Here is a 26,920-nt window from a genome sequence, read left to right on the forward strand (position 1 = left end):
GCTGGTCTTCCATGCCTCCCACGGAACACACGAGGGGGCCCACCCCCCCCCCCCATGACAACCCAAAACACCCCACAGCTCCCGGAGGGGCGGGGGGGGCGGGGCCCCCCCCCCCCCCCCCCCCGGTCGGCGGCCCCCGGCCGGCACACGGCACACTGTGCGGGTGAGCGACTTCCACCTGGTCCAGCGTGAGCCCGCCCCCGAGTGGTACGGACGCCTGCGGGCGCAGGCCGGCGACCTCTCCCCCGCCGACTGGCTCACCCCGCACGGCCCGGGTCAGGGCGCCTTCGGCACCGTGGCGGCCATCGCCGCGCCGGGCTTCCCCGCCTACGCCCGGATCCTGCACCCCGCCCAGCTCGACGAGCGGCCGGTGCGCTGGTCCGCGGTGGCCGCCGCCCACGGGACCCGGATGACGCCGACGATCCGCTGGCACGAAGTCATCGGGACGGACCAGGAGTACGTCGACCGCTGCGACCACGGTCTGCCCGGCGTGTGGGACGAACACCCTGCCGAGGGGCCGACGCCGCCGGATGTCGCGCGGGCCCTGCTGCCCGTCCTGGCCCGGCACACCGCGACCGAGGACCCGTGCTGGTTCGGGCTGTGGTCCGGCTACGGCCGCTGGGACTGGGGCCGGTTCCCGACCTTCGAGACCCCGGGCCGGGACGAGGTCCTGCTGGCCGGCCGGCTGGCCGACGCCGCCTCCCCGGTGGACCTGGACGAGTTCGCGGAGCTTCCCGACCTGTGGTGGCCGCGGGACCGCGCCTGGTGCCTGGGCGGGGACGTGGATCTGGTCAGCACCTACGTGGGCGGCTCCCCGGCCCTGATCGCCGACCTGCTGGCCGCGGCGGACCTGGAGGCCCACCCGGTGCGGCCGGACGACCTGGTCGGCTGACCTCTACCGCCCTGCTCACCCGGACCGACTCCCCCTGCCGGGACGCACGGAAGCGGGACGCCGCCCGAAGCGGCGTCCCGCGTGCTCAGAACCTGTTCCCGGTCAGGGGTTCACGACGCTGCCGCCGAAGGTCACCGCGAGGCGGCCGTCGGAGGCGAAGGACCAGCCGAGGGCGCCCGCGTACGAGGAGCAGCGGGAGCCGTTGGTGCCGGTCCAGAACTGGTTGGAGCTGTCGGCGTTCCCGACGGTCTTGTCGTTCGAGCCGCTGACGGCGAACCGGCAGGAGGTGTCGTTGCGGAACACCGAGGTGCCCGCGTCGAACGAGAAGTTGCGCTGGGCGTTGTCGACGCCGACGTTGTTGGAGATCGTCATCGTGCCGGGGTTGCTGTTGTAGGTGAACCCGTGGTGGCCGTTCTTGTAGGCGATGCTGTGCTGGACCACGTGGTTCACCGCGATGTCGTCGCCGCCGAGCTTGTAGCCGTTGCGGTCGCCGTTGGAGTTGACGGTGCCGTCGCTCAGGGTGCCGTTGTTGTAGGACAGGGAGTACTCGATGGTCACCGGGCCGATCGCGCCGGTGTCCGTCTTGGTGTACAGGTCCCAGCCGTCGTCGATGTTGTTGTGGGAGACGTCGTAGCGGAAGACGTTCCCGGTGCCGGTGGTGAGCTTCGCGGCGAAGCCGTCGGCGTCCTCGCCGTCGGAGTCGGCGTTGTCGTGCGACTCGGAGCTGACGATCAGGTTGTTCGACGGCCACTGGGAGCTGGGGGTGGTGGAGGCGATCCGGCCCAGCTGCAGCCCGGTGTCCCGGTTGTAGGCCGTCACCGCCCGCTCGACAATGTTGTTGCTGCCGCCGACGTAGATCCCGTTGTCCCCGGCGTGCTCGACCGTGAGGCCGTACAGCCTCCAGTAGTTGGCGAACAGCTGGACGCCCCGATTGGAGGGACTCTCGCTCTGCGCGGAGAAGTCGAGCACCGGCTTCTCGCCCGGGTAGGCGGAGAGGGTGGTGCGGGCGCTGGAGGTGCCGTCCTTGCCGGCCGGGATGGTGACCGTGGAGGAGTAGGCGTACGTCCCGCCGCGCATGTAGATCGTGCCGCCGGGGGTGATCCGGCTGATGGCCGAGGTGAGCGTGGTCGGGGCCGACTCCGTGCCGGCCGCGCCGTCGGTGCCGGTCGGTGACACGTAGAGCACGGCGCCGGTGGCCGCCGTCGCCACGTCGGCGTCGAGATAGTCGAGGTTGGGCAGGCCGTCGGCGGTGGTCGGGGTGAGGCGGATGGTGTTGCTGCCGGCCTTCACCGGCACGGTGAGCGTCCTGGTCGCCCAGGTGCTCCAGGCGCCCGTCGCCTCGAACGACAGCGTGGTGGCCGTCGTACCGTTGACCGCGAGGGTGGCGGGCCGGGCGGTGGTCGTACCGTTGGCGAAGCGGATGCCCAGGGTCGCGGTGCCGGCGCCGGCGGCGTTCACGGTGAACTGGGCGTATCCGCTCGTGGCGTTGGTGCCGTTGCAGAAGCCGCTGCCGGAGTAGCCGGACCAGTCGGAGTCGATGGTCCCGGTGCAGACCGTGGTGGAACTCTCCGCCTCGTAGCGGGTGGTGGCGGCCTGGGCCGTGGTGCCGGACAGCGCGACGAGCGCGCCGGCGAGCAGACCGGCGCACGCGATGGCTGGTCTCAGTTGCATCGGCTTGTCTCCCTGCGGGTTGGCTCGGCTGTGCGGATGCGAGTGGTCCAGGGGGGTGAACCCGACGACCGGTCGTGGCATGGTGAAGAGGGACCGGAAAGCGCTTTCCCCTGGACCTTCCCGACGGTAGAGAGACGACATGCACACGTCAACAGTCGTGTACATGATTCATATTCAGATGAGTGAATCCGTAGGGAACTTGGGCGGTCGGGTTGCGGGCTACTCGCCGGGGGCGAGGGTGCGGGCCACGACGGCCGCCGCGTCGGCGATCAGCGCCTGGTCCACCGGGGCGTCCGGGGTGCTCTTGCTCGACAGGACGGCCAGCACGACGGGGGTCCCCCGGGTCGTCCAGGCCACGCCGATGTCGTGGGCGGAGGCGTAGTCACCGGTGCCGGTCTTGTCCGCCACGACCCAGTCCTGGGGCAGCCCCTTGCGGAACCGCTCGGCGCTGGTCTTGTTGCCCTTCAGCCAAGTGACGAAGCGCTCTCGGTCGGCGGGGGCCAGCGCCCGGCCCAGCGTGAGGCGCTCCAGGCTCGCGGCGACCGCCTCCGGGGTCGTCGTGTCGCGGGCGTCCCCCGGGACCGCGGCGTTCAGCTCCGGCTCCCACCGGTCGAGCCGGCTCACCTCGTCGCCGAGCGACCGGTAGAAGCGGGTGAGACCGGCCGGGCCGCCCAGTTCCCGGAGCAGCAGGTTGCCGGCCGCGTTGTCGCTGTACTGGATCGCCGCCGCGCACAGGTCGGCCACGGTCATGCCGGTCGCCAGGTTCTCCTGCGTGCGCGGTGAGTTGGGCAGCAGGGTGTCGTGCGGCGGGTAGTGCACCACCCGGTCCAGCGGCGCGCAGTCGGCCTGGTCGCGCAGGACCGCCGCCGCGGCGAACGCCTTGAACGTCGAGCACATCGCGAACCGCTCCCCCGCCCGGTGGGCCACCGTCCGCCCGGTGCGCACGTTGCGCGCGTACACACCGAGCCGGGCGCGGTGACGCCGCTCCATCTCGGCCAACTCGGCCTGGCCGGCACGGGCGCGGGCGTCCGGGGCCGCGGACGCGGCCGAGGCGGAGAACGCGGTGACGGTCACGGCGGCGCCGGTGACCGCGAGGCCGGCCTGGAGCAGGCGGCGGCGCGGCAGCGGGGCGGGACGGTCGGTACGGGCACCGGCACTGGCACTGGCACTGGCACTGGCACTGGCACTGGCACTGGCACTGCTACTGGTCATGGGCGTGGTCCTCCCAGGTCGTCCGTCATCGGCGTCGATCTCTCGACGGGGACAGGGAAACAGGCGGTACGCGTCCATGTCCAAGAGGGAACTTTGAAGCTCCCATGCCTTATTGATATGAGTGCTGGGTGGATCTCCTGGCACACCTAGAGGCCTATGTGGCGACGGCCGACGAGGCGAGCTTCTCCCGGGCGGCCGACCGGCTCGGCATCGCCCAGCCGCTGCTCAGCCGCCGTATCAAGACGCTGGAGGAGCACTTCGGCGGCTCGCTGTTCGACCGGTCCCGGCGGCAGACCACGACCACCGAACTGGGCCTGCTGCTGCTCCCGTACGCCCGGGACGTGCTGGACCGGACCCAGCGGCTGCGGCAGGTCGCCCGGTCGGCCCGCCGCTCGCGGGTGCGCGCCGTCGGAGTCCCCGCGGACTGCGCCCCGGCCGCGCTGGCCCGCGCCCTCCGCGCCGGCGCCGACCACGGCATCACCCTCGGCATGCGGGAACTGCCGCCAGGGGAGCGGGTGTCCGGGCTGGCCGACGGTTCGCTGCAGTACGCGCTGGTGCGGACCGCTCCCGAACAGGCCGCGCTCCGTGTCCCGTTGGGGCTGGCATCGGCGCCGGGACCGGACGGCAGCGACAGCGGAGGCTCGGGGCGTACGGTCCACCTCGAAGAGCTACGACCGCGCCGCGCACGCGGCACGACGCCCGCCTCCCCACCACCACCGCTGCTGCTCCTGACGGAGGACGAATTGCCGTATTTCGAGGACCGGTTGGTGCGATCCGCCGCACGTGCCGGGCTGCCCGAGGGACGGATACGACCGGCCGGTCCGGCGGCCACCGCGCTCGCCGAGACACTGGCCGGGAGCGCCCTGCTGCTGTGCGCCGAACCGTTCGCCCGCCGGCACGGCGCCCACTGGCGGCCCCTCGCCGACCGCGCACTGCACCGGGGGTACGACGTGAGCGCCGCCCCGGGCGCGAACGGCGCGGGCGACGTGCCGGGCTGGCTCGCCGCACTGCTCGCGTCGGCCGTGGGCGCCGTACCCGACCGGCGCGGCGGGCCGGAACCCGGGGCCGCAGGCGAGGACGCCCCCGCACGCCTGGCGGCACGCGGATGAGCGGGGCCGCGGTGCACCACCCGGTGTACACCGGCGACGGCGGCGCCCTCCTGGACGTCGCCGAGACCATCGCCACGGAGTGGGCGGCCCTCGGCGTGCGCGGCTCCTTCCTCGCCCGTAACCTCGACACCGGCGAGCAACTGGGCTTCGACACCGAGCGGTTGACCCCCCTGGCGTCGGTGGTGAAGGTACCGCTCGCCCTGGTCGTCCTGGGCCTGATCGCGGCCGGGGAGCTGGACCCCGCGCTCCCGGTCACGGTGGACCCGGGCACGAGCAGCGTCGGTCCCACGGGACTCGCCGCCTTCCGGTACCCGGCCACCGTGGCCGTCGCCGACCTGCTCCAGCTGATGCTGTCGGTGAGCGACAACGCCGCCGCGGACGCGCTGCTCGACCTGGTACCGGTGGCGGACGTCGACGCGCGGCTGCGGGCGTGGGGATGCGACGGGATCCGGATGCGGCACCGGATGAACCACCTGTACGAGTGCGCCGCCGGTGCCGCCGGCAACGACTTCTCCCTCGCGCTGGAGCTGGCCGTCCGGGACGAACGGGCGGGCCGCCACACCATCGAGACACTGGACCCCGCACATGCCAACACCGGCACGGCCGCATCGCTCGTCGGCCTGCTGCACCGCGTGTGGTGCGACGAGATCGCCAGTCCCCCGGCGACGGCGGAGCTGCGGCGGCTGATGGGACTCCAGGTCTTCACACAGCGGCTGGCGAGCGAACTGCGGGCGGATGCGCTCCGCTGGTTCGGAAAGACGGGCACCTTCCTGCATCTCCGGCACGAGATCGGGGTGCTGGAGGCGGATTCCGGGGACCGGGTGGCGATGGCGGCACTGACCCGCGCGGACCGCTTCGCGGGGGTGGCCGCGGATATCGACCTGGCGATCGGGGTGGCGGGGCGGGAGGCGTTCGAGGCGTTGCGCTGCCGCTGAGTCCGCCGGCCGGGAACCGGCGTCGAAGGCGGTTCGAACTCGTCCGGCCGGGATCGTGAGCGTGGGCCGTACGATCACCTCATCGGCGTACGCCCGGCTCGCCGACGTGCTCGAACCGGAGCCCGAACATACCCGCGTACAGCTCCAGGCGCCGCCGTACCCACTCCGGCGTCTCCGCGAAGCCGCTGAGTTCGCCGGGGCCGCAGCTCGTCATCATGGCGAAGCCACTGTGCGGGGGTCCCTTGACGACGTTGCTGCCGAATACAGGGCCTGACGCGTCCCCGGCCGAGCGACAGGCGTCGATCAGCCACAGCACGGTGCCTGCCGCGCAGCCGGCCAGATACCGGCTGATATCGGCTTCCAGCAGCGACTCGCGTACGTGCGGCTGCTCCCACCCGGACGCGTGGCCGCCGTCGCCGGCAGGGGCTCGGGCGTCGGAGGGCACCAAGTAGTCGGTGACGCCGATCCGGACGCCGTGCCCGGTGAAGTAGAGGAGCAACGTGCTGCCAGGCGGCGCGCTCGCGGAGATCTCCGTGATGCCCTCGGTGATCTCGTTGCGGGTGGGATTCGACAGGGTGCCGATGAGCAGGGCTACGCGCTTGTCGTCTTCCACCTGGCTCTTCCCCCTCGAACTCGTCCATATTTTCTCCCGGCCCGGCCAGGGCAGGGGGCGGATCGGTCGATTGGCAGGCCGGACCATAATGGGCGGGTGACGAGAATCGGACGCGGGCCCTCAGCCGGGGGAGCGGCGTTCGCGCTGCCGCGAGGCGCCACGGGCTTCTTCCGGCCGGAGGACGGGCCGCTGCCGGAAACCGATCAGCGGGCGTTCCGGACAGCCCTGTATGCGGCCGCGCGGGCGGCCCACGGCCATGTGGGCGAGGTCGAGGAACAGGCGTACCCCCGTACGTTCCACACCGCGTCGGTCGTCGAGGGCACGGGCGAGTGCGTCATCCTGTGCCATGCCCACCACCCGTGGGTCGCGTTCGCCCAGGAACGCCGGGACTGGTACACGGAGGAGTTCCTCGAACCTCCGCCGTGGGCCCGCGCCTTCGCCGACCAGGGGTTGGCCGTGCTCGGCCGCGCGCAGCTCACCCTGCCCCTCTCGGACGTCGACACCTCGGTCCTGACCGGGGCAGAGTGGCGCCAAGTCCGCTTGTACGGCATCACCACTCTGGGCGGAATCCTCTTCAACGCGTGGGACTGACAAGCCTGGTGGGGCGCTCGGACGCCCTCTCAGGGCAGCAGTCGCTGTTCCTTCGCCACCGCCACCGCTCCTGCCCTCGTGTCCACGCCGAGTTTGTCGTAGATGCGGCGGAGGTGGGTCTTGACGGTGGCCTCGCTGATGTAGAGGGCGCGGGCGATGGCGTGGTTGGGGAGGCCCTGGGAGAGGTGGGCGAGGATGTCGCGTTCGCGGGGGGTGAGGGAGGGACGCGGGTTGCGCAGGCGGGACATGACCCGGTCGGCGACCGGGGGTGAGAGGGCCGGGCGGCCCTGGGCGGCGGCGTGGATCGCCGTGAAGAGGTCCTCGGCGCGCTCGGCCTTCAGCAGATAACCGGTGGCGCCCGCCTCGATGGCACGGGTGACGTCGGCGTCGGTGTCGTACGTGGTCAGGACCAGGACGTGCGGGGCGGGCGGCGTGGCGCGCAGTCGGCGGGTGGTCTCCACGCCGTCGATGCCCTCGCCGAGTTGCAGGTCCATCAGGACGACGTCCGGGGCGGTCTTGCGGGCGAGGGCCAGCGCCTCCTCACCGCTGCCGGCCTCGCCGACGACCTCGATGTCCGGTGCGCTGTGCAGGAGCGCCAGCAGTCCGGCGCGTACGACGGCGTGGTCGTCGCAGACGAGGATGCGCACCGGTGTCCGCGGTGGGCGGGCGGCCGTCTCGGGGGTGTGGGTCATCTCGGCTCCAACGGGATCGCGGCCGACAGGGCCGTGCCCTCGCCCGGTGCCGACTCGATGGTGAGGGTGCCGCCCAGCTGGCGCAGTCGGGCGCGGATGGCGGGCAGGCCGTGGCCGCGGGACTCCCCCGCGGCGGCCGCGGGGGCGAGCGGGGTCCGCGGGTCGAAGCCGCGGCCGTCGTCCGTGACGTCCAGGACGATCTGGTCGTCCAGGCAGGTCAGGGTGAGGGTGGCGGTCGTGGCCGCCGCGTGCTCGCGGACGTTGGCGAGGGCGCCCTGGGCGATGCGCAGCAGGGCCGACTCCACGGGTGCGGGCAGCGGGTCGGGCGGGCTGCCCTCGGTGTGGACGCGGACGGTGAGCGTGGGTGTCGTCTCGCGCTCGGCGACGGCGCGCAGGGCCCGGAGCAGGCCGCCGCCCCCGGCCAGGTCGGCCGGGGTCAGGTCGTGGACGAAGCGACGGGCCTCGGCGAGGCTACGCTCGGCGATCGCCGCCGCCGTACGGACGTGGTCCCGGGCGGTACCGGGCGCGGTGTCCCACAACCGGTCGGCCGCCTGGAGCAGCATGCGCTGGCTGGACAGCCCCTGGGCGAGGGTGTCGTGGATCTCCCGGGCCAGCCGCTCGCGTTCGGCGAGGGTGCCCTCGCGGCGCTCGGTGGCGGCCAGCTCGCGCCGGGTGCGCACCAGGTCGTCGATCAGGGCGTCGCGGCGGGCCGCCTGGCGTTGCATGACGACGAACACGGTGGTGGCCACGGCGGCCACCGCGGGTGGGGCCAGCAGCACGTTGGGGTCCGCCCAGCCGGCCAGGGTGAGCTGGGCGGCGACCGCGAGCGCCGTCAGCAGCGCGACGAGCGGGATCGCGGCGCGGGGCGGGAGCGTGCGCAGGCCGGTGTAGAAGAGCGGGACGGCGCACCAGGCGAAGCTGGGGGCCAGGACGACGAGCAGCGCCCAGGCCGCCACGACCAGGCCGAGCCAGATCAGGCGGCGCGGGCTCGGCCGGGTGCCGAGGGCGGGCCCGAGGACGTAGAGCGCGGCCAGCAGTACGGAGAGGGCGATCACCCAGGGGGTGTGCGGTCCGTCGGCGTGCCGGGCGAGATAGCGGGCGACGGACGCGGACAGCAGCACGAAGAACGCCGTGTGCATGACGACGGTGAGGGCGCGGGTGTCGTCGCGTTCGGGTACGGCCACCGTCGGCACCTCCCTCGGCTCCGCGCTGAACTGGGCAAACACCCTCCATTGTGCCCAGGCCGGGGGCACACGGGGTCATCCGATCGGATGACCCCCCAGGCATCCGGTCCGGCGACGGGACGCGGCCCGTTCCGGGCCGAGGATCGGTTCCGGGAGCGAGTGACGTTCCCAGCCCCGGCTCTACTGGAAGGTCCCCAGCATGCCCAGCCGCAAGAAGCCGTCCCGCCGTACCCGCGTCCTCGTGGGCGGCGCCGCCCTGGCCGTCGTCGCTGCCGGTGTCGTCGGCACGGTCGCCGCCAACGCCGCCGACTCCACGGACACCACGCCCGCCGCCCCCGTCGCGGCCCGCGGCGGTGAACTGACCCAGAGCACGCACCTGACGCTCGACGCCGCCACGAAGGCGGCGCGCGCCGCGGTGGAGGCGGCCGAGAAGGACGGCCGGCATGTGTCGGTGGCCGTCGTCGACCGCAACGGCAACACCCTGGTCACCCTGCGCGGCGACGGCGCGGGCCCGCAGTCGTACGAGTCCGCGGAGCGCAAGGCGTACACCGCGGTGTCCTGGAACGCACCCACCTCCGAGCTGGCCGGGCGGCTGGCGCAGGCGCCGACCCTGAAGGACATCCCGGGCACGCTGTTCCTCGCGGGCGGCACGCCGGTGACCGCCAAGGGCGCTCCGGTCGCGGGCATCGGCGTGGCCGGTGCTCCGTCCGGCGACCTGGACGAGCGGTACGCGCAGGCGGGTGCGGCGGTGCTGGGCCGCTGACGCGCCCGGTCCTCCGCCGGAGAAGCAGGACGTCCGGGTCCGCCCGACTGGCGGACCCGGACGTCCTGTTCAACGGGTCAGGTGAGGCCGTACCGGTCGGTCAGGCGAGGTCGAACCGGTCCGCGTCCATGACCTTGGTCCACGCGGCGACGAAGTCCTTGACGAACTTCTCCTTCGCGTCGTCGCTGGCGTAGACCTCGGCGAGCGCGCGCAGCTCGGAGTTGGAGCCGAAGACCAGGTCGGCACGGCTGCCGGCCCACTTCACCTCACCGGTGGCGGCGTCGCGGCCCTCGAACGTGGTCTGGTCCTCGGAGGTCGCCTTCCACGTCGTCCCCATGTCGAGCAGGTTGACGAAGAAGTCGTTGGTGAGGACGCCGGGCGTCGTGGTGAGGACGCCGAGCTGCGACTGCTGGTGGTTGGCGCCGAGGACGCGCAGACCGCCGACGAGCACCGTCATCTCGGGGGCGCTCAGGTTCAGCAGGTTCGCCTTGTCGAGCAGCAGGTACTCGGCCGGCAGGCGGTTGCCCTTGCCGAGGTAGTTGCGGAAGCCGTCCGCGGTCGGCTCCAGCGCCTCGAAGGACTCGACGTCGGTGTGCTCCTCGGTCGCGTCGACACGGCCCGCCGTGAAGGGCACCTGGATCTCGAAGCCGGCTTCCTTGGCGGCCTTCTCCACGGCGGCGGCACCGCCGAGGACGATGAGGTCGGCCAGGGAGACCTTCTTCGCGCCGGAGGAGGCGTTGAACTCCTGCTGGACGTTCTCCAGGGTGCGCAGCACCTGGGCCAGCCGGTCGGGGTCGTTGACCTCCCAGCCGCGCTGCGGGGCGAGGCGGATGCGGGCGCCGTTGGCACCGCCGCGCTTGTCGCTGGCGCGGAACGTGGACGCGGACGCCCACGCGGTGGTGACCAGCTCGGACACGGACAGGCCCGATTCGAGCAGCTTGGTCTTCAGGGTGGCGATGTCGGCGTCGTCGATCAGCTCGCCCTCGCGCTCCGGCAGCGGGTCCTGCCACAGCAGCGTCTCCTCCGGGACCTCCGGGCCGAGGTACAGCGACTTCGGGCCCATGTCACGGTGGGTGAGCTTGAACCAGGCGCGGGCGAAGGCGTCCGCGAATTCCTCCGGGTTCTCGTAGAACCGGCGGGAGATCGGCTCGTAGATCGGGTCGAAGCGCAGCGACAGGTCGGTGGTCAGCATGCGCGGGCGGTGCTTCTTCGACGGGTCGTGCGCGTCCGGGATGATCTCCGGGGCGTTCTTCGCGACCCACTGGTGGGCGCCGGCCGGGCTCTGCTCCAGCTCGTACTCGTACTCGAAGAGGTTCTTGAAGAACCCGTTGCTCCACTGGGTCGGCGTGGCGGTCCAGGTGACCTCCAGGCCGGACGTGATGGCGTCCCCGCCCTTGCCGGTGCCGTAGGTGCTCTTCCAGCCCAGGCCCTGCTCCTCCAGGGAGGCGGCCTCGGGGTCGGCGCCGACGTGGTCCGCCGGGCCCGCGCCATGGGTCTTGCCGAAGGTGTGGCCACCGGCGATCAGGGCGACGGTCTCCTCGTCGTTCATCGCCATGCGGCGGAACGTCTCCCGGATGTCGCGGGCGGCGGCGATCGGGTCCGGGTTGCCGTTGGGGCCCTCCGGGTTGACGTAGATCAGGCCCATCTGGACCGCGCCGAGCGGGTTCTCCAGCTCGCGGTTGCCGGTGTAGCGCTGGTCGTCCAGCCAGGTGGTCTCGGGACCCCAGTAGACGTCCTCCTCGGCCTCCCAGACGTCCGCGCGGCCGCCACCGAAGCCGAAGGTCTTGAAGCCCATCGTCTCCAGGGCGACGTTGCCGGTGAGGATCAGCAGGTCGGCCCAGGAGATGCTCTGGCCGTACTTCTTCTTGACCGGCCACAGCAGACGGCGGGCCTTGTCGAGGTTGCCGTTGTCCGGCCAGCTGTTGAGCGGGGCGAAGCGCTGCTGACCGGCGCCGGCGCCGCCGCGGCCGTCGCTGATGCGGTAGGTGCCCGCGCTGTGCCAGGCCATACGGATCATCAGGGGGCCGTAGTTGCCGAAGTCGGCGGGCCACCAGTCCTGCGACGTGGTCAGCACCTCGGCGATGTCCCGCTTCACGGCCGCGAGGTCGAGGGCCTTGAAGGCCTCCGCGTAGTCGAAGTCCTCATCGAGGGGGTTGGCCACGGCCGGGTTCTTGGCGAGGATCTTCAGGTTGAGCCGCTCCGGCCACCACTGGCGGTTGCCGCCACCCTGCGTCGGGTGCAGGGCCCGGTCGTGCGCGACGGGGCAGCCGCCGCTCCCCTCCTCCGACTTCGCGTCTGTGACGATCGCGTCGTGGTTCTCAGTCATGGCAATCCTTCCGAACTGTGCGGAACTCGGTGCTCAGGAACTGCGGCCGGTGGAACAGTCGGGGCACAGGCCCCAGTAGACGACCTCGGCCTCGTCGATGGCGAAGCCGTGGTCGTCGGCGGCGGTCAGGCAGGGCGCGTCGCCGACGGCACAGTCGACGTCGGCGACGGCACCGCAGGACCGGCACACGATGTGGTGGTGGTTGTCCCCCACGCGTCCCTCGTACCGGGCCGGGTGGCCGGCCGGCTCGATACGGCGCACGAGACCCGCCGCGGTCAGCGCGTGAAGGGCCTCATAGACGGCTTGCAGGGAGATATGGCCTACGCGATCGCGGACTCCGGAGGCGATCGCCTCGACGCCGAGGTGGTCGCCGTCCCGGACGGTCTCCAGCAGCGCGACGCGGGCCGCCGTCACGCGCAGGCCGGCACCGCGGAGCTCCTCGGCGGTGGTCGGTGTCGGGGAGGCGGTCATGCGGCCGAACCTACCCTCATAAACACGAGAGGTTCAAGAAAACGAACGGTGCAATTTTGGCCGCGTCGCGTCATCCGCCGTCCACCTCCGGGCCCGCTACGACATCCGCCCGGAAGTTTGCTGTCACATTTGCCTCCGCACACATCCGGCCGGCTTGCCGAGCGCGGCCGGTCCGGCCGACGGCCGGAGGCCGAGCCCTGCCCATGCCCGCATCATGTGGCCCCGGACAGACACCGGCCGCGCGGCGAGCCGAACGGTCCTCCGAACAGGCGATCCGACGCACTGGCGGTCGGCCGCCCGACCGCGCACGCCAGGGGCGGGCCGTACGCACGGCACCGGCCCCTGCACGTTCGCCGACGGTGCGGGGAACTGGGCGAAGGGCGGCGATCCGGTGCCGAAAGCCGCGGCGCGTCCGCGCCGCGAGGGTGAGAAACTCGGACTCTGTCATCACAGTGGTCGCCGAGAGGGACGCCGGTGGATCTGGACGCCGTCGCCGACGAGCTGTACGGGCTGCGGCCGGAGGAGTTCGTGGCCGCCCGTGACCGCCGTGCCCTGGACGCCCGCAAGGCCGGTGACGAGGGCCTCGCCAAGCAGATCGGCGCGTTGCGGCGGCCGAGCCTGGCCGCCTGGGTCAGCAATCTGCTGGTGCGCCGGCAGCGGGCGGAGGTCGAGCCGCTGCTGGAACTCGGCGAGGAACTGCGCCGGGCGCACCGCGAGTTGGACGGTGCCCAGCTGCGCCGGCTGGCCCGCCGGCAGAGCGAGGTGATCGGCGCACTCGGGCGGCAGGCGCGGCGGCTGGCCGCGGAGGCCGGACGTCCGGTGGGCGAAGGGGTCCAGCGGGAGGTCGAGGAGACGCTGCACGCCGTGCTCGCCGACCCGGAGGCCGGCCGTACGTGGGCAAAGGGGCGGTTGGTCAGGCCGCTCAGCTCCACGTTCGGTTTCCCGGAGGCCGACGACCGCTTCCTCGCGCGCCGCCCCGCTCCCCCGGCGGTGACCGGAACGGCACGGCGTGGCGAGGACGGGAAGAGCGGCGCGCGCGAGGCGGGGCGACCGCGCGGCCGGGCCGAGGCCGCCGGGGACGCCGAGGACGAACTCGCGCGGCGCCGCCGCCTCGACGAGGCCCGCAGGGCCGCCCGCGACGCCGAACGGGACCTCCGCGCCCGCGAGGCGCAGGCCGAGGCCGCCGAGCGGGCGGTGCAGAAGGCCTGCGCCCGGGTGGCCGATGCGGAGCAGCGGATCCAGGAGCTGCGGGAGCGGCTGCGGCACGCCGAGGACGAACAGCGGCAGGCCCGTGAGGAGGAACGGGGTGCGCGGGAGCGGGCGCGCGAGGCCTCCCGCGCCGCCGGAGAGGCCCGCCGCCGGGCCGAAGCGGCCACCGCCGAGGCGGAGCGGCTGGCCGCCCGTGCGGGATCCCGTTCCCGGTGACATACGCCCGGCCCCGATGACGTACGCCCGGCCTCGATGACGTACGCCCGAAGTGCCGGCGTACCGCCGGGAGTCGGTCAGGCCCGGATGACCGGTGCCTGGAGTTCCGTCACCCAGTCGTCACGGTTCTCGGGGCACTCCAGGTTGATCTCGCGGGGGTATCCGGTCGACCGGTAGCCGTTGGCGTCGATCCAGTGGGCCAGGCTCTGGGCGGTGGGCAGGACGGTGTCCATCGAGCCGCGGTGGACGATGGTCGCCGCCTGGTCGAGGGCCGGCAGGTCGAGGACGCGGAAGGCGCCGTCCTGGAGCGGAGCGGAGACCTGGACGGCGGCGTGGACGCTGATCCTGCCGCCGCCCTCCGGGGCGTCCTCGTAGTAGGCGACGCCGGGACCCGTGGGCGCGATGCCCGCCGCGTCCAGGTGGCGGAAGAGCCGGTCGTAGAGCGGCCCGATGACCGGGCCGATGTCCTCGGGGTCGAAACTGGCGGCGGTCGCGGTCAGTTCGGCGACCCGCAGGGTGCGGACGTTCTTGATGACGACGTCGTTCGTGGGCATGTGCCCCTCGCTCTCGATCGCTCGGAGCCTCGCCTCGACCTGGACCAGCCGTGCCTCCGCTGCGGCCACGGCCGTCTCCAGCTCGGCCCGCCGCAGCCGCAGCATGCCGCGCAGTTCCTCGGCGCCGACCTTCTCGTCCACGATGTCGCCCACCTGTTGGAGGGTGAAACCGAGGTCTTTCAGCGCGATGATCCGGTTGAGGCGCGCGAGCTGGGCGGCGGTGTAGTAGCGATAGCCGCTGGCGGGGTCGACGTGGGCCGGGCGCAGCAGTCCGGTGGCGTCGTAGTGACGCAGCATCCGGACCGAGACGCGGCCGTGCCGGGCGAAGTCTCCGATGGTGAACATGATGTCTCCGAGTGGACCGCCTGACACGGTGTGAGGGTCAAGAAACTACGCGACGGCGACGGACCGCGACAGGGTCGGCCGGTACCCCGGCCTGGTCACCGGGCACGCACCTGATCCATCCCGGCCCCTGCCCGCCTCGCCGGTCTTCCGCAGGAGTGCCCGGGCCCGAGGGGCCGCCGGTGGGACATCGGCCGTGGGAGGGGGACACGGGAGGGAGGATCCCTCCCACAGGAAGCGCGGCTCGGCACCGACCGGATCGGCAAGGGCTACGAGATCGACGAGGGCGCGCGTCGAGCAGAACCGCTCCCGGGGCCGCGAGGGCGGCGGCACCAAACGGGCCGCAGAGCGGAAGCAGCAGACCGAGAACCTGACCGCCCTGTCGAAGGCGGAGCTGTACGAGCGGGCGAGCGCCGCCGGCGTGCCGGGCCGCTCGAAGATGACCCGGGAGCAGTTGGTCGCGGCCCCGGACCGGCAGGGTGCCGCGGCCTGACGGGCTCAGGCTGAACCTCCGGAAGGAACTGGCCGGCCGGCCCGCCGGGGCCGCGTGGGGTGTACCCGTCACCGAGGCGGGCGTCCATCACACGTGTGGGTGCACCCCGTCCCGCCGTCCGTGGCAATCACGGCCGCCCGTCGTTCGGCAGCAGTGTGACATTCCCCATGCGACGTGATGGACCCGGGGTGAGCGGGCAACGTTCCCCTTCATGCCCCACGCGAACCCCCTGCGGCAGGTGATGTGATGACCACGGCGACGACCCCGGCGCTCCGGACGCCACCCGCCCGGACCGACGCGGCGACCGCCGGGTCCCCCGCACCGGCCGCCCCGCCCTCCCTGCCCTCGCTCACCGGGCTGCGCTGGATGGCGGCGCTGCTGGTCTTCGGACTGCACGTGCACAACTTCGGCTGGTTCGGCGGCACGGGTGGCCGCCTCGTGTCCTGGGCCTTCGGCGCCGGCGCCACCGGAGTGTCGTTCTTCTTCGTCCTGTCCGGGTTCGTCCTGACCTGGTCGGCGCGGCCCGGTGACCGCGCGCCGGCCTTCTGGCGGCGGCGCGTCGCCCGGATCTACCCGGTCCACCTGGCCACCCTCGCCGTCGCCCTCGTCATGGCGTACACGCTGACGCACCAGCCACGGCCGACGGCGAAGCAGGCGCTGGCGAACGCGCTGCTGCTGCACTCCTGGTGGCAGCCGTGGTGGCAGACGCTGAACCCGGTGAGCTGGTCCCTGGCCTGCGAGGCCTTCTTCTACGCCGCCTTCCCGCTGATCTTCCTGCTGCTGCGCCGGCTCGGCGCGCGCGGCTCGGCCGCACTGGGCGGCCTCTCGGTGGCCGCGGTCCTGATGCTGGCCTGGGCGGACGCCCACCACTGGTGGACCCACTCGATCTACTCGTTCCCGGCCGCGCGGCTGCCCGAGTTCGTGCTCGGCGCGGTCACCGCGCGGCTGGTGCTGCTCGGCCGCTGGCGCGGGCCCGGACTGGAGGCCTCGCTCGCCCTGGCCGTCATCGGCTACTTCCTGGTCCCGCAGGTCAGGCCCGGCTACTCCGCCACGGTGTGCACCCTCGCCGGCTTCGCCCTGCTCATCCCCGCCGCGGCCGTCGCCGACCTGCACGGCCTGCCCTCCCTGTGGCGGCGCCGGCGGATGGTACGGCTCGGGGAGCTGTCGTTCGCCTTCTACATGATCCACCTGCTGGTGCTGCGCGCCGCGACCGAGCTGCTGGGCAAGAAGCCGCACTTCGGCCCCCTGGCGGGACTGACCGTCACCACGGCCGCGTTCGCCGTCTCCCTCGGCCTGGCCTGGGTGCTGTACGAGGCGGTGGAGGGCCCGGCACGGCGCCTGCTGCTGCGCCGCCGCCGGTCCAGGCGACGGCCGGACCCGGTACCGGCGCGGCGGGAGGCCCCGGCCGCGGCACGCGACTGATCCCGTCACCCGCGCGGGGCGAGCCGCCACCGGTCGCACGCACGGGTGACGTCGGCAACAGCGAGGAGAGTCCCGCGGCTTTCGGGGTAGACGGCTCCCCGACACCGGCCCGGCGGCGCACACCGCCCGCCGTCCGGTACAAAAGTGCTTCTGGCCTGGGGGAAGTTGACGTGAACGCGGTGCCGGGAGCGGGGTTTGGACGGCTGGGGCGTGCCAGCTACGGTGGACGGTCGGCAGTGATCGGCTTCGGGGAGCCGGCCGACCGGCGGACCCGGCTGTGCGAGAGGAGAGGATGAGAGTGCCCGAGCAGGAGGCGGCCGGATCGGCACCGCAGGTCGTCAGTTCCTTCCTGGAGCAACGCAGGGAGCAGATCGCCCAGCGCTGGGCCGACGCCCCGTTGTTCCGCTCGGTCTTCACCGTTTCCCGTGACGAGGCCGTGGAGGCGTGCAAGGCGGTGGTCGACGCGCTGTCCGAAGTGGCGGTCAGCGGACGGCTGGAGGACATCGAGGCGCCCGGTTTCGGCACCGTGCGCGAGCAGCTGGGGCGGATGTCCGCGACCCGGGCCCGCACCGGATCCACCCCGGCGCAGATCGCCGAGGAGGTGGCCGGGCTGCGCGCCTCCGCGGTCGAGCTGCTGCGCGAGGAGTTCGCCGATCCCGCCGCCCCGCAGGCCCACGAGAGTGTGCTGGCACTGTCCCTGCTGCTGTGCACGCTGCGCCTGGTGGTGATGGAGACGGCGCTGGACGCGAACGCCGAGCTGATCGAGCGGCAGCGCCAGCAGCTGCTCGAGGTGGCCACCCCGGTGATCAAGCTGTGGGAGGGCACGGTCGCCGTCCCGCTGATCGGGACGCTGGACAGCGCGCGCAGCCAGGTGGTCATGGAGTCGCTGCTGGAGGCCATCGTCGACCAGCGGGCCCGGTACGCCATCCTGGACATCACCGGGGTGCCGACGGTGGACTCGCTCGTCGCGCAGCACCTGATGAAGACGGTGGCCGCGGCACGTCTGATGGGTGCCGAGTGCATCGTGTCCGGGATCCGCCCGGCCATCGCGCAGACCATCGTGCAGCTCGGCATCGACCTGGGCTCGGTGCTCACCCGTGCCTCGCTGTCCGACGCGCTGGCCTACGCGCTGGGCAAACAGGGCATCGAGGTCTCCCGTGCGGACGCGGGTGCGAGCGCCCGGTGAACCAGCCCATTCCCGTTCAGTCGTCCCAGGTCCCGGTGCTCGCCCTGGGCGACGTCCTGCTGGTCTCCCTGCAGGGCGAGCTGCACGACGGCATGGCCGAGCAGCTCCAGCACGACATCACCAGCCGTATCGCCACCAGCCGGGTGACCGGTGTGGTGCTCGACATCTCCGGGGTGGAGATCGTCGACTCGTTCCTCGGCCGGGTCCTCGCGGAGATCGCCTCCACGGCCCGGCTGCTGGCGGCCCGTACGGTCCTGGCCGGGATGCGGCCGGCCGTGGCGATCACCCTGGTCGAGCTGGGGCTCACCCTGCCCGGCCTGGTCACCGCCCTGGACGTGGACCGTGCCATGGAACTGCTGTCCCGGGGAGGGAGCTGATGCAGCAGTCCGGCCAGGCGTCCGCGACGAGTCTGCCCATCGGCTCGGACGCGGATCTGGCCTGGGTCCGGCAGGAGGTGCGGCAGTGCGCGGCTCGGCTCGGTTTCGGTCTGGTGCAGCAGACCAAGCTGGTCACGGCGGCGAGCGAGCTGGCCCGCAACACGCTGGTGCACGGCGGCGGCGGACGGGCGGAGATCACGCCGCTGGACAACGGACGTACCCGGGGGCTGCGGATGTGCTTCATCGACAGCGGTCCGGGCATCCGTGACCTGGAACTGGCCATGACCGACGGGTACACCACCGGCGGCGGCCTCGGTCTCGGGCTGAGCGGAGCGAAGCGGCTGGTGCACGAGTTCAGCGTCGACACCGAGCCGGGCAGGGGTACGACCGTCACGGCCGTCGCCTGGGTGGCCCAGGTGCCCTCGTCGCGTCCGGGGGTGTGATGAGCCGGGTGTGGGAGGTCCCGGTGCACGACTCCACGCGGGTCCGGGACGCCCGGATCGCGGCGCGCGAGGCGTGCGGAGAGGCGGGGCTCGTCCCCGCGCGCACGGCGGCCGCCGAGCTGGTCGCCACGGAGCTGGCCACCAACCTGCTCCGGCACGCGGGCGGGGGCCGCATGGTGGTGAACCTCGTGGATCCGCCGGCCGACGGGGCGGGCGCCTCGGTGCAGTTGTTCTCGCTCGACCACGGGCCGGGCATCGCCGACGTCGGCGCCGCGCTGCGGGACGGCTGGTCCACCGCCGAGGGCTCGCTCGGCGCGGGCCTGGGCAGCTGCCGGCGCAGCGCCAACGCCTTCCACCTGTACAGCCTGCCGGGCCGCGGGACGGTGGCGGCGGCCCGGATCGACCCGGAGCCCGGCAGGCGCGGGAGTCCCGCGGCACCGGTGCCCGCGGGCGGGATCACGGTCTCCCTCGGGCAGGCCGAACACTGCGGTGACGCCTGGAGCTGGGTGCGCTCCGGGAGGCTGCTGACGCTGCTGCTCGCGGACGGTCTCGGACACGGCCCGAAGGCCGCGCACGCCTCCTCCGCGGCGGTGGCCGAGCTGCGCCACTGCGCGCATCTGCCGCCGCCGGACATCCTGCGCCGGCTGCACGCGGCGCTGCGGCCGACCCGGGGCGCGGCGGTCACGGTGGCCCAGGTGGACACCGAGCGCGCGGAACTCGGCTTCGCCGGGGTCGGCAACGTCGGCGCCCGGGTGCGCACCGGGGACTCCTGGACGTCCCTGATCTCGCATCCGGGGATCGTCGGGGCGTACTTCCCGGCGCAGGTTCCGCTGCGCCGGGTGCCGTGGCGCGGGGACAGTCTGCTCGTTGTGCACAGCGACGGACTGCCCAGCCGCTGGAGGCCGCCGGAGGACCCCCGGCTGCTCGGCCAGGACCCGTCGGTGGTGGCCGCGGCGATCCTGCGCGACGCCGGCAGCCCCGCCCGCCCCGTACGCGACGACACCAGCGTGGCCGTACTGGCCCCCGACCGCCGGACCAGCGCCCATGACAGCCGCCTCTGAGAAATGGACCATCGCCTCCGCCGCCGACGCGGCCCGCGCCCGTGCCCTGCTGGCGCGGCTCCTCGCGGACGCCGGGGTGCCGGTGCTCGACCGTGCCCGCTTCCTGGCCGCGCTCGGTACCCGGCTGCGCCGCGGCCTCGGCACGGACGGCGCCGACCTGGCGGTGACCGCCGGCCCGGGCGGGCGGCTGCGGGTCGCCCTGGGCGGGCCGGAGCCCTGGCAGCACACGCTCGTCTGCCCCTCCCCCGTGACCGTGCCGCTGCCCGGCCCGGGCGGCGTCCCGCTCGCCGAGGCGCTGCTGGACGCCGACGCGGACACCGACGCCGTGCTGGCCCGCCTGACGGAGACGGAGGAGCTTCTCGACTTCCACCGGGAGGAGCTGCACCAGACGAACCAGGGTGTGCTGGCGCTGCACGCCGAGCTGGAGGCGGCGGCGCTGGCGCAGCGTGAACTCCTCGACGCCGAGCGGGCGGCACGCGCGGAGGCGGAGAACGCCCGCCGTCTGCTGACCTTCCTGGCCAACGCGAGCGCGGTGCTGAACGCCTCCCTCGACCACGAGGACATCCTGCGCCGGCTGCCCGAGCTGCTGGTTCCGGAGTACGCGCGGCACGTCGACGTCTGGCTGGTGGACGACGAGCGGACCCCGCCGGGCGAGCGGGCGGCGGCCACGGTGACGGCGGCGCGCACCGGCCGCCCCCAGCACGCGGCGCCGCATCCCGGTGAACTCCCGGGCGTGGACGACCTGCCGGCCTCCGCGCTCTCCCCGGACCGGCCGCTGCTGTGCCTGCCGCTCGGCGCGCGCACCGTGCAGGGCGTGCTCACCCTGGCGGCGCCCGGCGACCGCTTCGACCCGGACACCACCGTGATGCTGCTGGAGCTGGCCCGGCGGGCGGGCATCGCCCTGGACAACGCCCGCCAGTACGAGCAGCACCGGGACGTCGCCGAGGCCCTGCAGCGGGCCCAGCTCACCGAGCTGCCCGCCACCCGGGGCCTGGACCTGGCCGCCCGCTATCTGCCGGCGACGCACGGGCTGAACATCGGCGGCGACTGGTACGACGCCTTTCCGCAGCCGGACGGCAGTGTGCTGGCGGTGATAGGGGACGTCACGGGGCACGGGCTGCGCGCGGCGGTCATCATGGGCCAGCTGCGCACCGCGCTGCGCGCCTACGCCGTCGAGGGCAACGGCCCGGCGCGGATCCTCACCCTGCTGCACCGGATGCTCCGCCACCAGCAGCCGGAGCTGTACGCGACCTGTGCGATCGCCCGGTTCACGCCCGGTGAGCCGGAGGTGGTGTGGGCGGCCGCCGGGCATCCGCCGGCCATCGCGCGCGGTCCCGGGGGCGAGGTGCGGGTGCTGGAGGCGAAACCCGGGATCATGCTGGGGGTCCCGGTGCCGTTCACCTACGAGGAGTACACCCTGGAGCTGCCGGCGGGCTCCACGCTCGCGCTGTACACGGACGGTCTGGTGGAGCGGCGGACCGCGGGGATCGACGCGGGCATCGACCGGCTGGCGCAGGCCATGGAGGCGCTCGGTTCGGCGGATCTGGCGGATCTGGACGCGGCGGCCGACGCGCTGCTCAAGCCGATGCTGCACGACTCGGAACACGACGACGACATCTGCCTGTTGCTGTGCCGCACCACGCGGGAGTGAAGGGCCGTGCGCCGGCCCCCCGGTCATGGGGGCCGGCGTTGCCGCGAGAGGCGGGTGCCGTCAGGCGGCGGACGGGAAGCGTTCCCAGACCCGGTGGGCGCCGAGCAGCCGGGTGAGCTGTTGCAGGACGGCGGTGGCGGAGTCGTCGGCGATCACGCCGGGGGCGTCGAGCGGGATGCCGGCCGCCTCCAGCGCGCTCTCGCCGCCCTTGGCGGCGCCGATGGCCTTGCCGTGCCGGTACGCCTCCGCCAGCAGCAGGCCGACCCGCGGGTCGGGGGTGGCCTGGTGGAGGCCGGGGTGGCTGGCCTTGGCGTCCCGGGCGCCGTAGGCGTCGCTTCCCACGCCGGGGGTGCCGGCCACCAGGAGGGCGTCGAACTCCACGGAGCGTGCGGTGGCGTAGGTGCGCTGGACGGTCAGGGCGTCCGCGCCGTCCCCGACGGTGCCGCCCGCCGGGGCGACGATCAGCGGGACCATGCCGCCGTCCAGCACCTCCTGGCGTACGGCCCGTACGCCGTCGAGGTCGCCGTCGGGGCCGGTGACGATGCCGATGATCCTGCCGTCGGTGGGCCAGGTGTGGCCGACCTGGGAGAGGGCGGGGCTGGGCTCGACGTCGGCCAGCGGCACCGTGGGCTGGGGTGCGGGCAGGCCTAGGCCGGCGGCGACGCCCTCGCACAGCTCCGGGTCGATGTTGGCCAGGACCTGCAGGGCCCGCTCGCGGATGGCCTGTTCGTAACACTTGCCGAGTTCGAAGGTGTAGGCGCCGATGATGTGCTCGCGTTCCGGGGCGCTCATGCTGAGCCAGAACCGGCGCGGCTGGCTGAAGTGGTCGTCGAACGACTCGGGTGCCTCGCGCACCTTGGTCGCCTCGGGGATCCGTACGGGTGTCTCCACGTACGCGCCGTCGAGGTGCGCGCCGGGGGTGAACGGGCAGCCTCCGTCGAGGGAGTTGGGGCGGTAGGGGGCCGCGCCCCGGTGCACGGCGGTCTGGTGCATGCCGTCGCGCAGCATGTCGTTGACGGGGGCGTGCGGCCGGTTGATGGGCAGCTGCGGGAAGTTGGGTCCGCCGAGCCGGGTGATCTGGGTGTCCAGGTAGGAGAAAAGCCGGCCGGCGAGCAGCGGGTCGTCGGTGATGTCGATGCCGGGGACGAGGTGGCCGACGTGGAAGGCGACCTGCTCGGTCTCGGCGAAGAAGTTGAACGGGTTGCGGTCCAGGGTGAGCAGCCCGATCGGCTGCACGGGGGCCAGCTCCTCGGGGACGATGTTCGTCGGGTCCAGCAGGTCGATGCCCTCGAAGGTCTGGTCGGGGGTGTCGGGGAAGGTCTGGATGCCGAACTCCCACTGCGGGTGGGCGCCCGCCTCGATGGCGTCGGCGAGGTCCCGGCGGTGGAAGTCCGGGTCGACGCCGTTGATGATCTGCGCCTCCTCCCACACCAGCGAGTGCACGCCCAGCTTCGGCTTCCAGTGGAACTTCACCAGGGTCGTCTCGCCGGCCTCGTTGACCAGCCGGAAGGTGTGGACGCCGAAGCCCTCCATCGTGCGGTAGGAGCGCGGGATGCCCCGGTCGGACATGTTCCACAGGGTGTGGTGGGTGGCCTCGGTGTGCAGGGTGACGAAGTCCCAGAAGGTGTCGTGGGCGCTCTGTGCCTGGGGGATCTCCCGGTCCGGGTGCGGCTTGCCGGCGTGGATGATGTCCGGGAACTTGATGGCGTCCTGGATGAAGAAGACCGGGATGTTGTTGCCGACCAGGTCGAAGACGCCCTCGCTGGTGTAGAACTTCGTCGCGAAGCCCCGGGTGTCACGGACGGTGTCGGAGGAGCCCCGGGAGCCGAGCACGGTGGAGAAGCGGACGAACACCGGTGTCTCGACGTCCTCGGCGAGGAACGCCGCCTTGGTGACGTTGGCGGCGGTGCCGTAGCTGCGGAACACGCCGTGCGCGCCGGCGCCGCGGGCGTGGACCACGCGCTCCGGGATGCGCTCGTGGTCGAAGTGCATGACCTTCTCGCGCAGGTGGTGGTCCTGCAGGAGCACCGGTCCGCGGGGTCCCGCCTTGAGGGAGTGGTCGGTGTCGTACAGCCGGGTGCCCTGGGCGTTGGTGAGGTAGCCGCCGCTCTGCGCCATCCGGGCCTGGTCGGCGCCGGTCGGCTGCCCGGTGGGCGAGACGGTGTCCGGGCCGGTCTGGTCGGGCTTGGGGGGCAGCGGCTCGCGGGGTCCGGTCGGTTCGGCGACGGGCGGCGACTCGGCTCCCGGCTTGCCGGGGATGCCGTCCTCGGGGCCCGCGGGCCCGCCCTGGAGGGCGTCCGCCACCTTGTCCGCCGCTCGCTTCAGGGGGTTCGTCTCGCTCATCAGTACCTGTTCCTTCGCTGGTCACGCCGGGGCATGCGGCCGGCACCCAGGGATATACCGGGAGATATTCGAACGAAAGGGGTGGCGGCGCACTCGTACCGAGGTCCCCGGGCCGGGGCGTCCGAAACCGGGAATCTCGGCGATTTCCGGTCGGGGTGAAGTCGGGCCGTCTCCTATCGAATTGCCGGGGCGGGAGGCCCGCCGGACGCGCTGGTCCGGGCCCGGGGACCACCGGCAGGGCCAAGTGACCCCTGCCGAGGACGTGTTCAGCAGCAGGGCCGGCTTCTTGACCCGGGGCAGGCATGCACCCGGCCGCCGCCCGCACAGGCCACCCTAGGCGCTGCCCCCGCCCGGCGCAGGTCGGGAGGGGCCGGTCAGGGGCGTGCCATGACCCTCAGCGTCTCCAGGGAGGAGTCCGCGGCGTCGGGGACGAGGAAGCCGTGGGCGACACCGCTGCGCAGGTAGTCGAGAACCTCGGCGGTGATCACCTCGCCCGGCGCCACGACCGGCACGCCCGGCGGGTACGGGCTGATCATCTCGGCGGCGATCCGGCCCACGGCCCGCTCGGCAGGCACCACCTCGGCGGCGGCGAAGAAGGCCTCGCGGGGCAGCACCGCCTGCTCCAGTTCCAGGGCGCGGGGCTCGGGCAGGTGCACGGCGGGTCGCCGCTCGATCGAGTCCGCGCGCTCCACCAGCGAACCGACGGATTCCACCAGCAGTTTCTCGGTCTCCTCGTCGTCGGAGTGGGTGATGGAGGCAGTGATCCGGCAGGTGTCCGAGCCGCCCATGTCGATGTGGCAGTTGGCGCGCAGCCACTCGGTCGCCTGCATGCCGCTGATCCCGAGGTCCCGTACGTCGATGACGATCTTCAGCGGGTCGAACTCTGCGGCCAGGCCCTCCTCGATGACCTCGCCGCCCATCACCCGCAGCCCCGGCAGTTCCCGCAGCCGGGCCCGGACGCGCTCGGCGCGGTGCACAGCCGCGTCCAGGAGAGCGTGCCCCTGCTCGACCATCTGCCGCCGCCAGCCGTCGAGCGCCGCGTAGACCAGGCAGGAGGCGCTGGTGGTGCCGAGCAGGTCCTCGCGCTGTTTGAGCACGGTGGGCGAGACCCGGTCGTGCTGGAGGTGGAACACCGAACTCTGCTCGATGGCGCCGCCCATCTTGTGCACGCTGGTGACGACCAGGTCGGCGTCCGCGTCCATGCCCCAGGCGGGCAGGCCCGGATGGAAGGGCAGGTGGGCGCCCCACGCCTCGTCCACGATGAGCGGTACGTCGAAGGCGTGGCAGGCGTCGGCCACTGCGCGCACGTCGGCGCAGGTGCCCCAGTCGGTGGGCGTGATGAGCAGCATGCCCTTGGCGTCGGGGTGTTCGCGCAGCCGGTCGCGTACGTCGTCGGGCTCGGGCGGATGGGCCATGTGCCGTTCGGCGTCGAACTTCGGGTGGACCCAGATCGGCTCGACGCCGTTGATGATCACGGCGGCGATGACCGACTTGTGCGCGTTGCGGGACAGCAGCAGCTTCTCCCCCGGGCCGGCCACCGAGCACATCGCGGTCTTCACGGACAGGGAGCTGCCGCAGGTGGAGAAGAAGGCGTGTTCGGCGCCGACCGCGTCCGCCATCAGCTCCTGCGCCTGCTCCAGCACGCCCTGGGACTCGCGGCGGTCGTCCAGTCCGTTCAGCGTGAGCACGTCCGAGCGGAAGACGTCGAGGCCGAGGACCTCGGCCACGCGGGGGTCGGTGCCGCGGCCCTGCTTGTGCCCGGGTGGCCCGTACACCACGTCTCCTCGCCGCCGGAACTCCTGCAACGCTTCCAGGACGGGTACGCGCGAGTGGTCCATGGCTGTCCTCCTGAGGTGGTCGGTGCCGCATCCACCGTGTTGCACCGGCCGGGCGGCCCAAACCCGCGAGGCCGGTGTCGAAGGGCCGTCCGGGTGGAACCCGGGCCGGCACGCACCACCACGCCCGCCACACCCCAGGAGGTCTCGTGTCGCTGTACCAGCGGATCCGGGAGGAGGCCGCGCGCCGCGCCGACGCGCTGTGGGCGGTCGCCTCGGCCCTGCACGCGGACCCGGAGACCGCCTTCGCCGAGCACCGGGCGGCGGCGCTGCTCACCGGGGAACTGGAGCGGGCGGGCTTCGCGGTGCGGCGGGAGACCGCGGGCCTGCCGACCGCGTTCACGGCCCACTCGGGCACGGGACGGCCGGTGGTGGCGTTCCCCCTGGAGTACGACGCCCTGCCCGGGCTCGGGCACGCCTGCGGGCACAACCTGATCGCGGCGGCCGGCCTCGGCGCGGCCCTGGTCACGGACGCGGTGCGGGACGGCACCGGGGGCACGGTCCTCGCGGTGGGCACGCCGGCCGAGGAGGGCGGAGGCGGCAAGGCCCTGGAGGTGGAGGCCGGGGTCTTCGACGGGGTCGACGCCGCCCTGATGTTCCACCCGGGGGTGTACGACTGGGTACGGGCGCCGCTGACCGCGCAGGAGCAGTACCGGGTCGGCTTCCGGGGGCGGGCCGCGCATCCCACGGGCAATCCGACGGAGGGCATCGACGCGCTCGCGGCGCTGGTCGAGCTGTTCAACGTGCTGTCGGCGCTGGGCCGGCGGCTGCCGGACGGGTCCCATGTCCAGGGGATCGTCACGCAGGGCGGTACGGCCACGAACATCGTCCCGGAGTACGCCGAGGGCCGCTTCGGACTGCGCGCCCTCACCACCGCCGCCCTGGACGAACTGGCGGGGCAGCTGCGCACCGCCGCCGAGGGCGTCGCGCTGGCGACCGGGACGGCCCTGACGGTGGAACGGGCGAGCGTGCGGTACGAACACTTCCGCGACAGCGCGGTGCTGTCCGAGCGCTTCGCCGGGCACCTGGACCGCGCCGGCATCACCCTCACCCCGCCCGTTCCCGGCGTCTACCTGGGCTCCTCCGACATCGGCAACGTCAGCGGCCGGGTGCCCGCCATCCACCCGTTCGTCGCGATCACGGGCGCCGGCGGCTCCGACCACACACCGGAGTTCGCCGAGGCCGCGCTCTCGGAACGGGCCCGGCGGGTGCTCACGGCGGTGGTGGAGGCGCTGGCCTGCACGGCCGCGGACGTCCTGCGGGAGCCGGAACTGCGCGACCGCGCATGGGAGGACCTGCGCCGCGCCCCCGCCTGACCGCGGACGGCCG

At 73.3% G+C, this 26,920-nt stretch carries 24 protein-coding genes; 14 read left to right on the plus strand and 10 right to left on the minus strand.

Annotation, left to right across the window (positions count from 1 at the left end; genetic code table 11):
• The first annotated feature begins 163 nt into the window (after positions 1 to 163).
• Positions 164 to 892 carry a hypothetical protein gene (locus tag ACZ4U1_RS03180; protein ID WP_467898953.1) on the plus strand — a complete coding sequence of 243 codons (729 nt, stop codon included), beginning with the start codon at positions 164 to 166 and terminating at the stop codon, positions 890 to 892.
• Positions 893 to 994: 102 nt separating this feature from the next.
• On the opposite strand, the gene ACZ4U1_RS03185 is transcribed toward ACZ4U1_RS03180, so the two are convergent.
• Together ACZ4U1_RS03185 and bla are read right to left on the minus strand one after the other, a co-directional pair.
• Entirely contained in the window at positions 995 to 2,563 is a 1,569-nt protein-coding gene (locus ACZ4U1_RS03185) for a carbohydrate-binding protein (RefSeq protein ID WP_467898955.1), read from the minus strand.
• Between the two features lie 219 nt (positions 2,564 to 2,782).
• Positions 2,783 to 3,775 carry a class A beta-lactamase gene (gene bla / locus ACZ4U1_RS03190; protein WP_467898957.1) on the minus strand — a complete coding sequence of 331 codons (993 nt, stop codon included), beginning with the start codon at positions 3,773 to 3,775 and terminating at the stop codon, positions 2,783 to 2,785.
• Between the two features lie 128 nt (positions 3,776 to 3,903).
• Between bla and ACZ4U1_RS03195 the strand changes: the two genes are divergently transcribed.
• Both ACZ4U1_RS03195 and ACZ4U1_RS03200 read left to right on the plus strand, forming a co-directional pair.
• Entirely contained in the window at positions 3,904 to 4,884 is a 981-nt protein-coding gene (locus ACZ4U1_RS03195) for a helix-turn-helix domain-containing protein (RefSeq protein WP_467898959.1), read from the plus strand.
• Positions 4,885 to 4,895: 11 nt separating this feature from the next.
• A complete protein-coding gene (locus ACZ4U1_RS03200; protein ID WP_467898961.1) occupies positions 4,896 to 5,819 on the plus strand; it encodes a serine hydrolase in 924 nt (307 codons plus the stop codon).
• Between the two features lie 79 nt (positions 5,820 to 5,898).
• Here ACZ4U1_RS03200 and ACZ4U1_RS03205 read toward each other — a convergent pair whose 3' ends face one another.
• Positions 5,899 to 6,432 carry a caspase family protein gene (locus ACZ4U1_RS03205; RefSeq protein ID WP_467898963.1) on the minus strand — a complete coding sequence of 178 codons (534 nt, stop codon included), beginning with the start codon at positions 6,430 to 6,432 and terminating at the stop codon, positions 5,899 to 5,901.
• A 96-nt stretch (positions 6,433 to 6,528) separates the two neighbouring features.
• Between ACZ4U1_RS03205 and ACZ4U1_RS03210 the strand changes: the two genes are divergently transcribed.
• Complete coding sequence (locus tag ACZ4U1_RS03210; RefSeq protein ID WP_467898966.1) at positions 6,529 to 7,023, plus strand: hypothetical protein; 495 nt, start codon at positions 6,529 to 6,531, stop codon at positions 7,021 to 7,023.
• Between the two features lie 29 nt (positions 7,024 to 7,052).
• Here ACZ4U1_RS03210 and ACZ4U1_RS03215 read toward each other — a convergent pair whose 3' ends face one another.
• Together ACZ4U1_RS03215 and ACZ4U1_RS03220 are read right to left on the minus strand one after the other, a co-directional pair.
• The gene (locus tag ACZ4U1_RS03215; RefSeq protein WP_467898968.1) at positions 7,053 to 7,715 is read right to left on the minus strand and encodes a response regulator; all 663 of its coding nucleotides are present in this window, start codon (positions 7,713 to 7,715) and stop codon (positions 7,053 to 7,055) included.
• Positions 7,712 to 8,908, minus strand: coding sequence for a sensor histidine kinase (locus ACZ4U1_RS03220; protein WP_467900055.1), 1,197 nt, complete (start codon positions 8,906 to 8,908; stop codon positions 7,712 to 7,714). The genes ACZ4U1_RS03215 and ACZ4U1_RS03220 overlap by 4 nt, the downstream gene beginning before the upstream one ends.
• 190 nt (positions 8,909 to 9,098) lie before the next feature.
• On the opposite strand from ACZ4U1_RS03220, the gene ACZ4U1_RS03225 reads away from it, so the two are divergent.
• Positions 9,099 to 9,662, plus strand: a complete 564-nt coding sequence (locus tag ACZ4U1_RS03225) for a GlcG/HbpS family heme-binding protein (protein ID WP_467898969.1) — start codon at positions 9,099 to 9,101, stop codon at positions 9,660 to 9,662.
• 100 nt (positions 9,663 to 9,762) lie between these two features.
• Here ACZ4U1_RS03225 and katG read toward each other — a convergent pair whose 3' ends face one another.
• Entirely contained in the window at positions 9,763 to 11,988 is a 2,226-nt protein-coding gene (katG, locus tag ACZ4U1_RS03230) for a catalase/peroxidase HPI (RefSeq protein ID WP_467898971.1), read from the minus strand.
• A gap of 33 nt (positions 11,989 to 12,021) precedes the next feature.
• Positions 12,022 to 12,459 carry a Fur family transcriptional regulator gene (locus tag ACZ4U1_RS03235; protein WP_030640662.1) on the minus strand — a complete coding sequence of 146 codons (438 nt, stop codon included), beginning with the start codon at positions 12,457 to 12,459 and terminating at the stop codon, positions 12,022 to 12,024.
• A gap of 474 nt (positions 12,460 to 12,933) precedes the next feature.
• Here ACZ4U1_RS03235 and ACZ4U1_RS03240 point away from each other — a divergent pair, with 474 nt between their 5' ends.
• Complete coding sequence (locus ACZ4U1_RS03240; protein ID WP_467898973.1) at positions 12,934 to 13,884, plus strand: hypothetical protein; 951 nt, start codon at positions 12,934 to 12,936, stop codon at positions 13,882 to 13,884.
• A gap of 77 nt (positions 13,885 to 13,961) precedes the next feature.
• Here the strand turns inward: ACZ4U1_RS03240 and ACZ4U1_RS03245 are convergent, their stop codons facing one another.
• Entirely contained in the window at positions 13,962 to 14,783 is an 822-nt protein-coding gene (locus ACZ4U1_RS03245; RefSeq protein WP_467898976.1) for a MerR family transcriptional regulator, read from the minus strand.
• A 193-nt stretch (positions 14,784 to 14,976) separates the two neighbouring features.
• Here ACZ4U1_RS03245 and ACZ4U1_RS03250 point away from each other — a divergent pair, with 193 nt between their 5' ends.
• The 7 genes from ACZ4U1_RS03250 (at position 14,977) to ACZ4U1_RS03280 (ending at position 21,413) form a co-directional block, all read left to right on the plus strand.
• Positions 14,977 to 15,273, plus strand: coding sequence for a Rho termination factor N-terminal domain-containing protein (locus tag ACZ4U1_RS03250; RefSeq protein ID WP_467898978.1), 297 nt, complete (start codon positions 14,977 to 14,979; stop codon positions 15,271 to 15,273).
• A 246-nt stretch (positions 15,274 to 15,519) separates the two neighbouring features.
• Positions 15,520 to 16,695 carry an acyltransferase family protein gene (locus tag ACZ4U1_RS03255; RefSeq protein ID WP_467898980.1) on the plus strand — a complete coding sequence of 392 codons (1,176 nt, stop codon included), beginning with the start codon at positions 15,520 to 15,522 and terminating at the stop codon, positions 16,693 to 16,695.
• A 292-nt stretch (positions 16,696 to 16,987) separates the two neighbouring features.
• Positions 16,988 to 17,881 carry an STAS domain-containing protein gene (locus tag ACZ4U1_RS03260; RefSeq protein ID WP_467898982.1) on the plus strand — a complete coding sequence of 298 codons (894 nt, stop codon included), beginning with the start codon at positions 16,988 to 16,990 and terminating at the stop codon, positions 17,879 to 17,881.
• Positions 17,878 to 18,258 carry an STAS domain-containing protein gene (locus tag ACZ4U1_RS03265; RefSeq protein ID WP_467898984.1) on the plus strand — a complete coding sequence of 127 codons (381 nt, stop codon included), beginning with the start codon at positions 17,878 to 17,880 and terminating at the stop codon, positions 18,256 to 18,258. Before ACZ4U1_RS03260 ends, ACZ4U1_RS03265 begins: the two co-directional genes overlap by 4 nt.
• The gene (locus ACZ4U1_RS03270; RefSeq protein WP_467898986.1) at positions 18,258 to 18,701 is read left to right on the plus strand and encodes an ATP-binding protein; all 444 of its coding nucleotides are present in this window, start codon (positions 18,258 to 18,260) and stop codon (positions 18,699 to 18,701) included. The genes ACZ4U1_RS03265 and ACZ4U1_RS03270 overlap by 1 nt, the downstream gene beginning before the upstream one ends.
• An 8-nt stretch (positions 18,702 to 18,709) precedes the next feature.
• Positions 18,710 to 19,762: a SpoIIE family protein phosphatase gene (locus ACZ4U1_RS03275; RefSeq protein ID WP_467900057.1), complete on the plus strand. Its 1,053-nt coding sequence runs from the start codon at positions 18,710 to 18,712 to the stop codon at positions 19,760 to 19,762.
• On the plus strand, positions 19,746 to 21,413 hold the full coding sequence (locus ACZ4U1_RS03280) for a PP2C family protein-serine/threonine phosphatase (RefSeq protein ID WP_467898988.1): 1,668 nt from the start codon (positions 19,746 to 19,748) through the stop codon (positions 21,411 to 21,413). Before ACZ4U1_RS03275 ends, ACZ4U1_RS03280 begins: the two co-directional genes overlap by 17 nt.
• Before the next feature lie 60 nt (positions 21,414 to 21,473).
• Here ACZ4U1_RS03280 and ACZ4U1_RS03285 read toward each other — a convergent pair whose 3' ends face one another.
• A complete protein-coding gene (locus ACZ4U1_RS03285; RefSeq protein WP_467898990.1) occupies positions 21,474 to 23,756 on the minus strand; it encodes a catalase in 2,283 nt (760 codons plus the stop codon).
• A gap of 374 nt (positions 23,757 to 24,130) precedes the next feature.
• Positions 24,131 to 25,594, minus strand: coding sequence for an aminotransferase class I/II-fold pyridoxal phosphate-dependent enzyme (locus ACZ4U1_RS03290; protein WP_467898992.1), 1,464 nt, complete (start codon positions 25,592 to 25,594; stop codon positions 24,131 to 24,133).
• Positions 25,595 to 25,740: 146 nt separating this feature from the next.
• On the opposite strand from ACZ4U1_RS03290, the gene ACZ4U1_RS03295 reads away from it, so the two are divergent.
• A complete protein-coding gene (locus tag ACZ4U1_RS03295; protein WP_467898994.1) occupies positions 25,741 to 26,907 on the plus strand; it encodes an amidohydrolase in 1,167 nt (388 codons plus the stop codon).
• Positions 26,908 to 26,920: the final 13 nt, after the last annotated feature.

It is taken from the genome of Streptomyces sp. NPDC028928 (genome assembly GCF_055564915.1).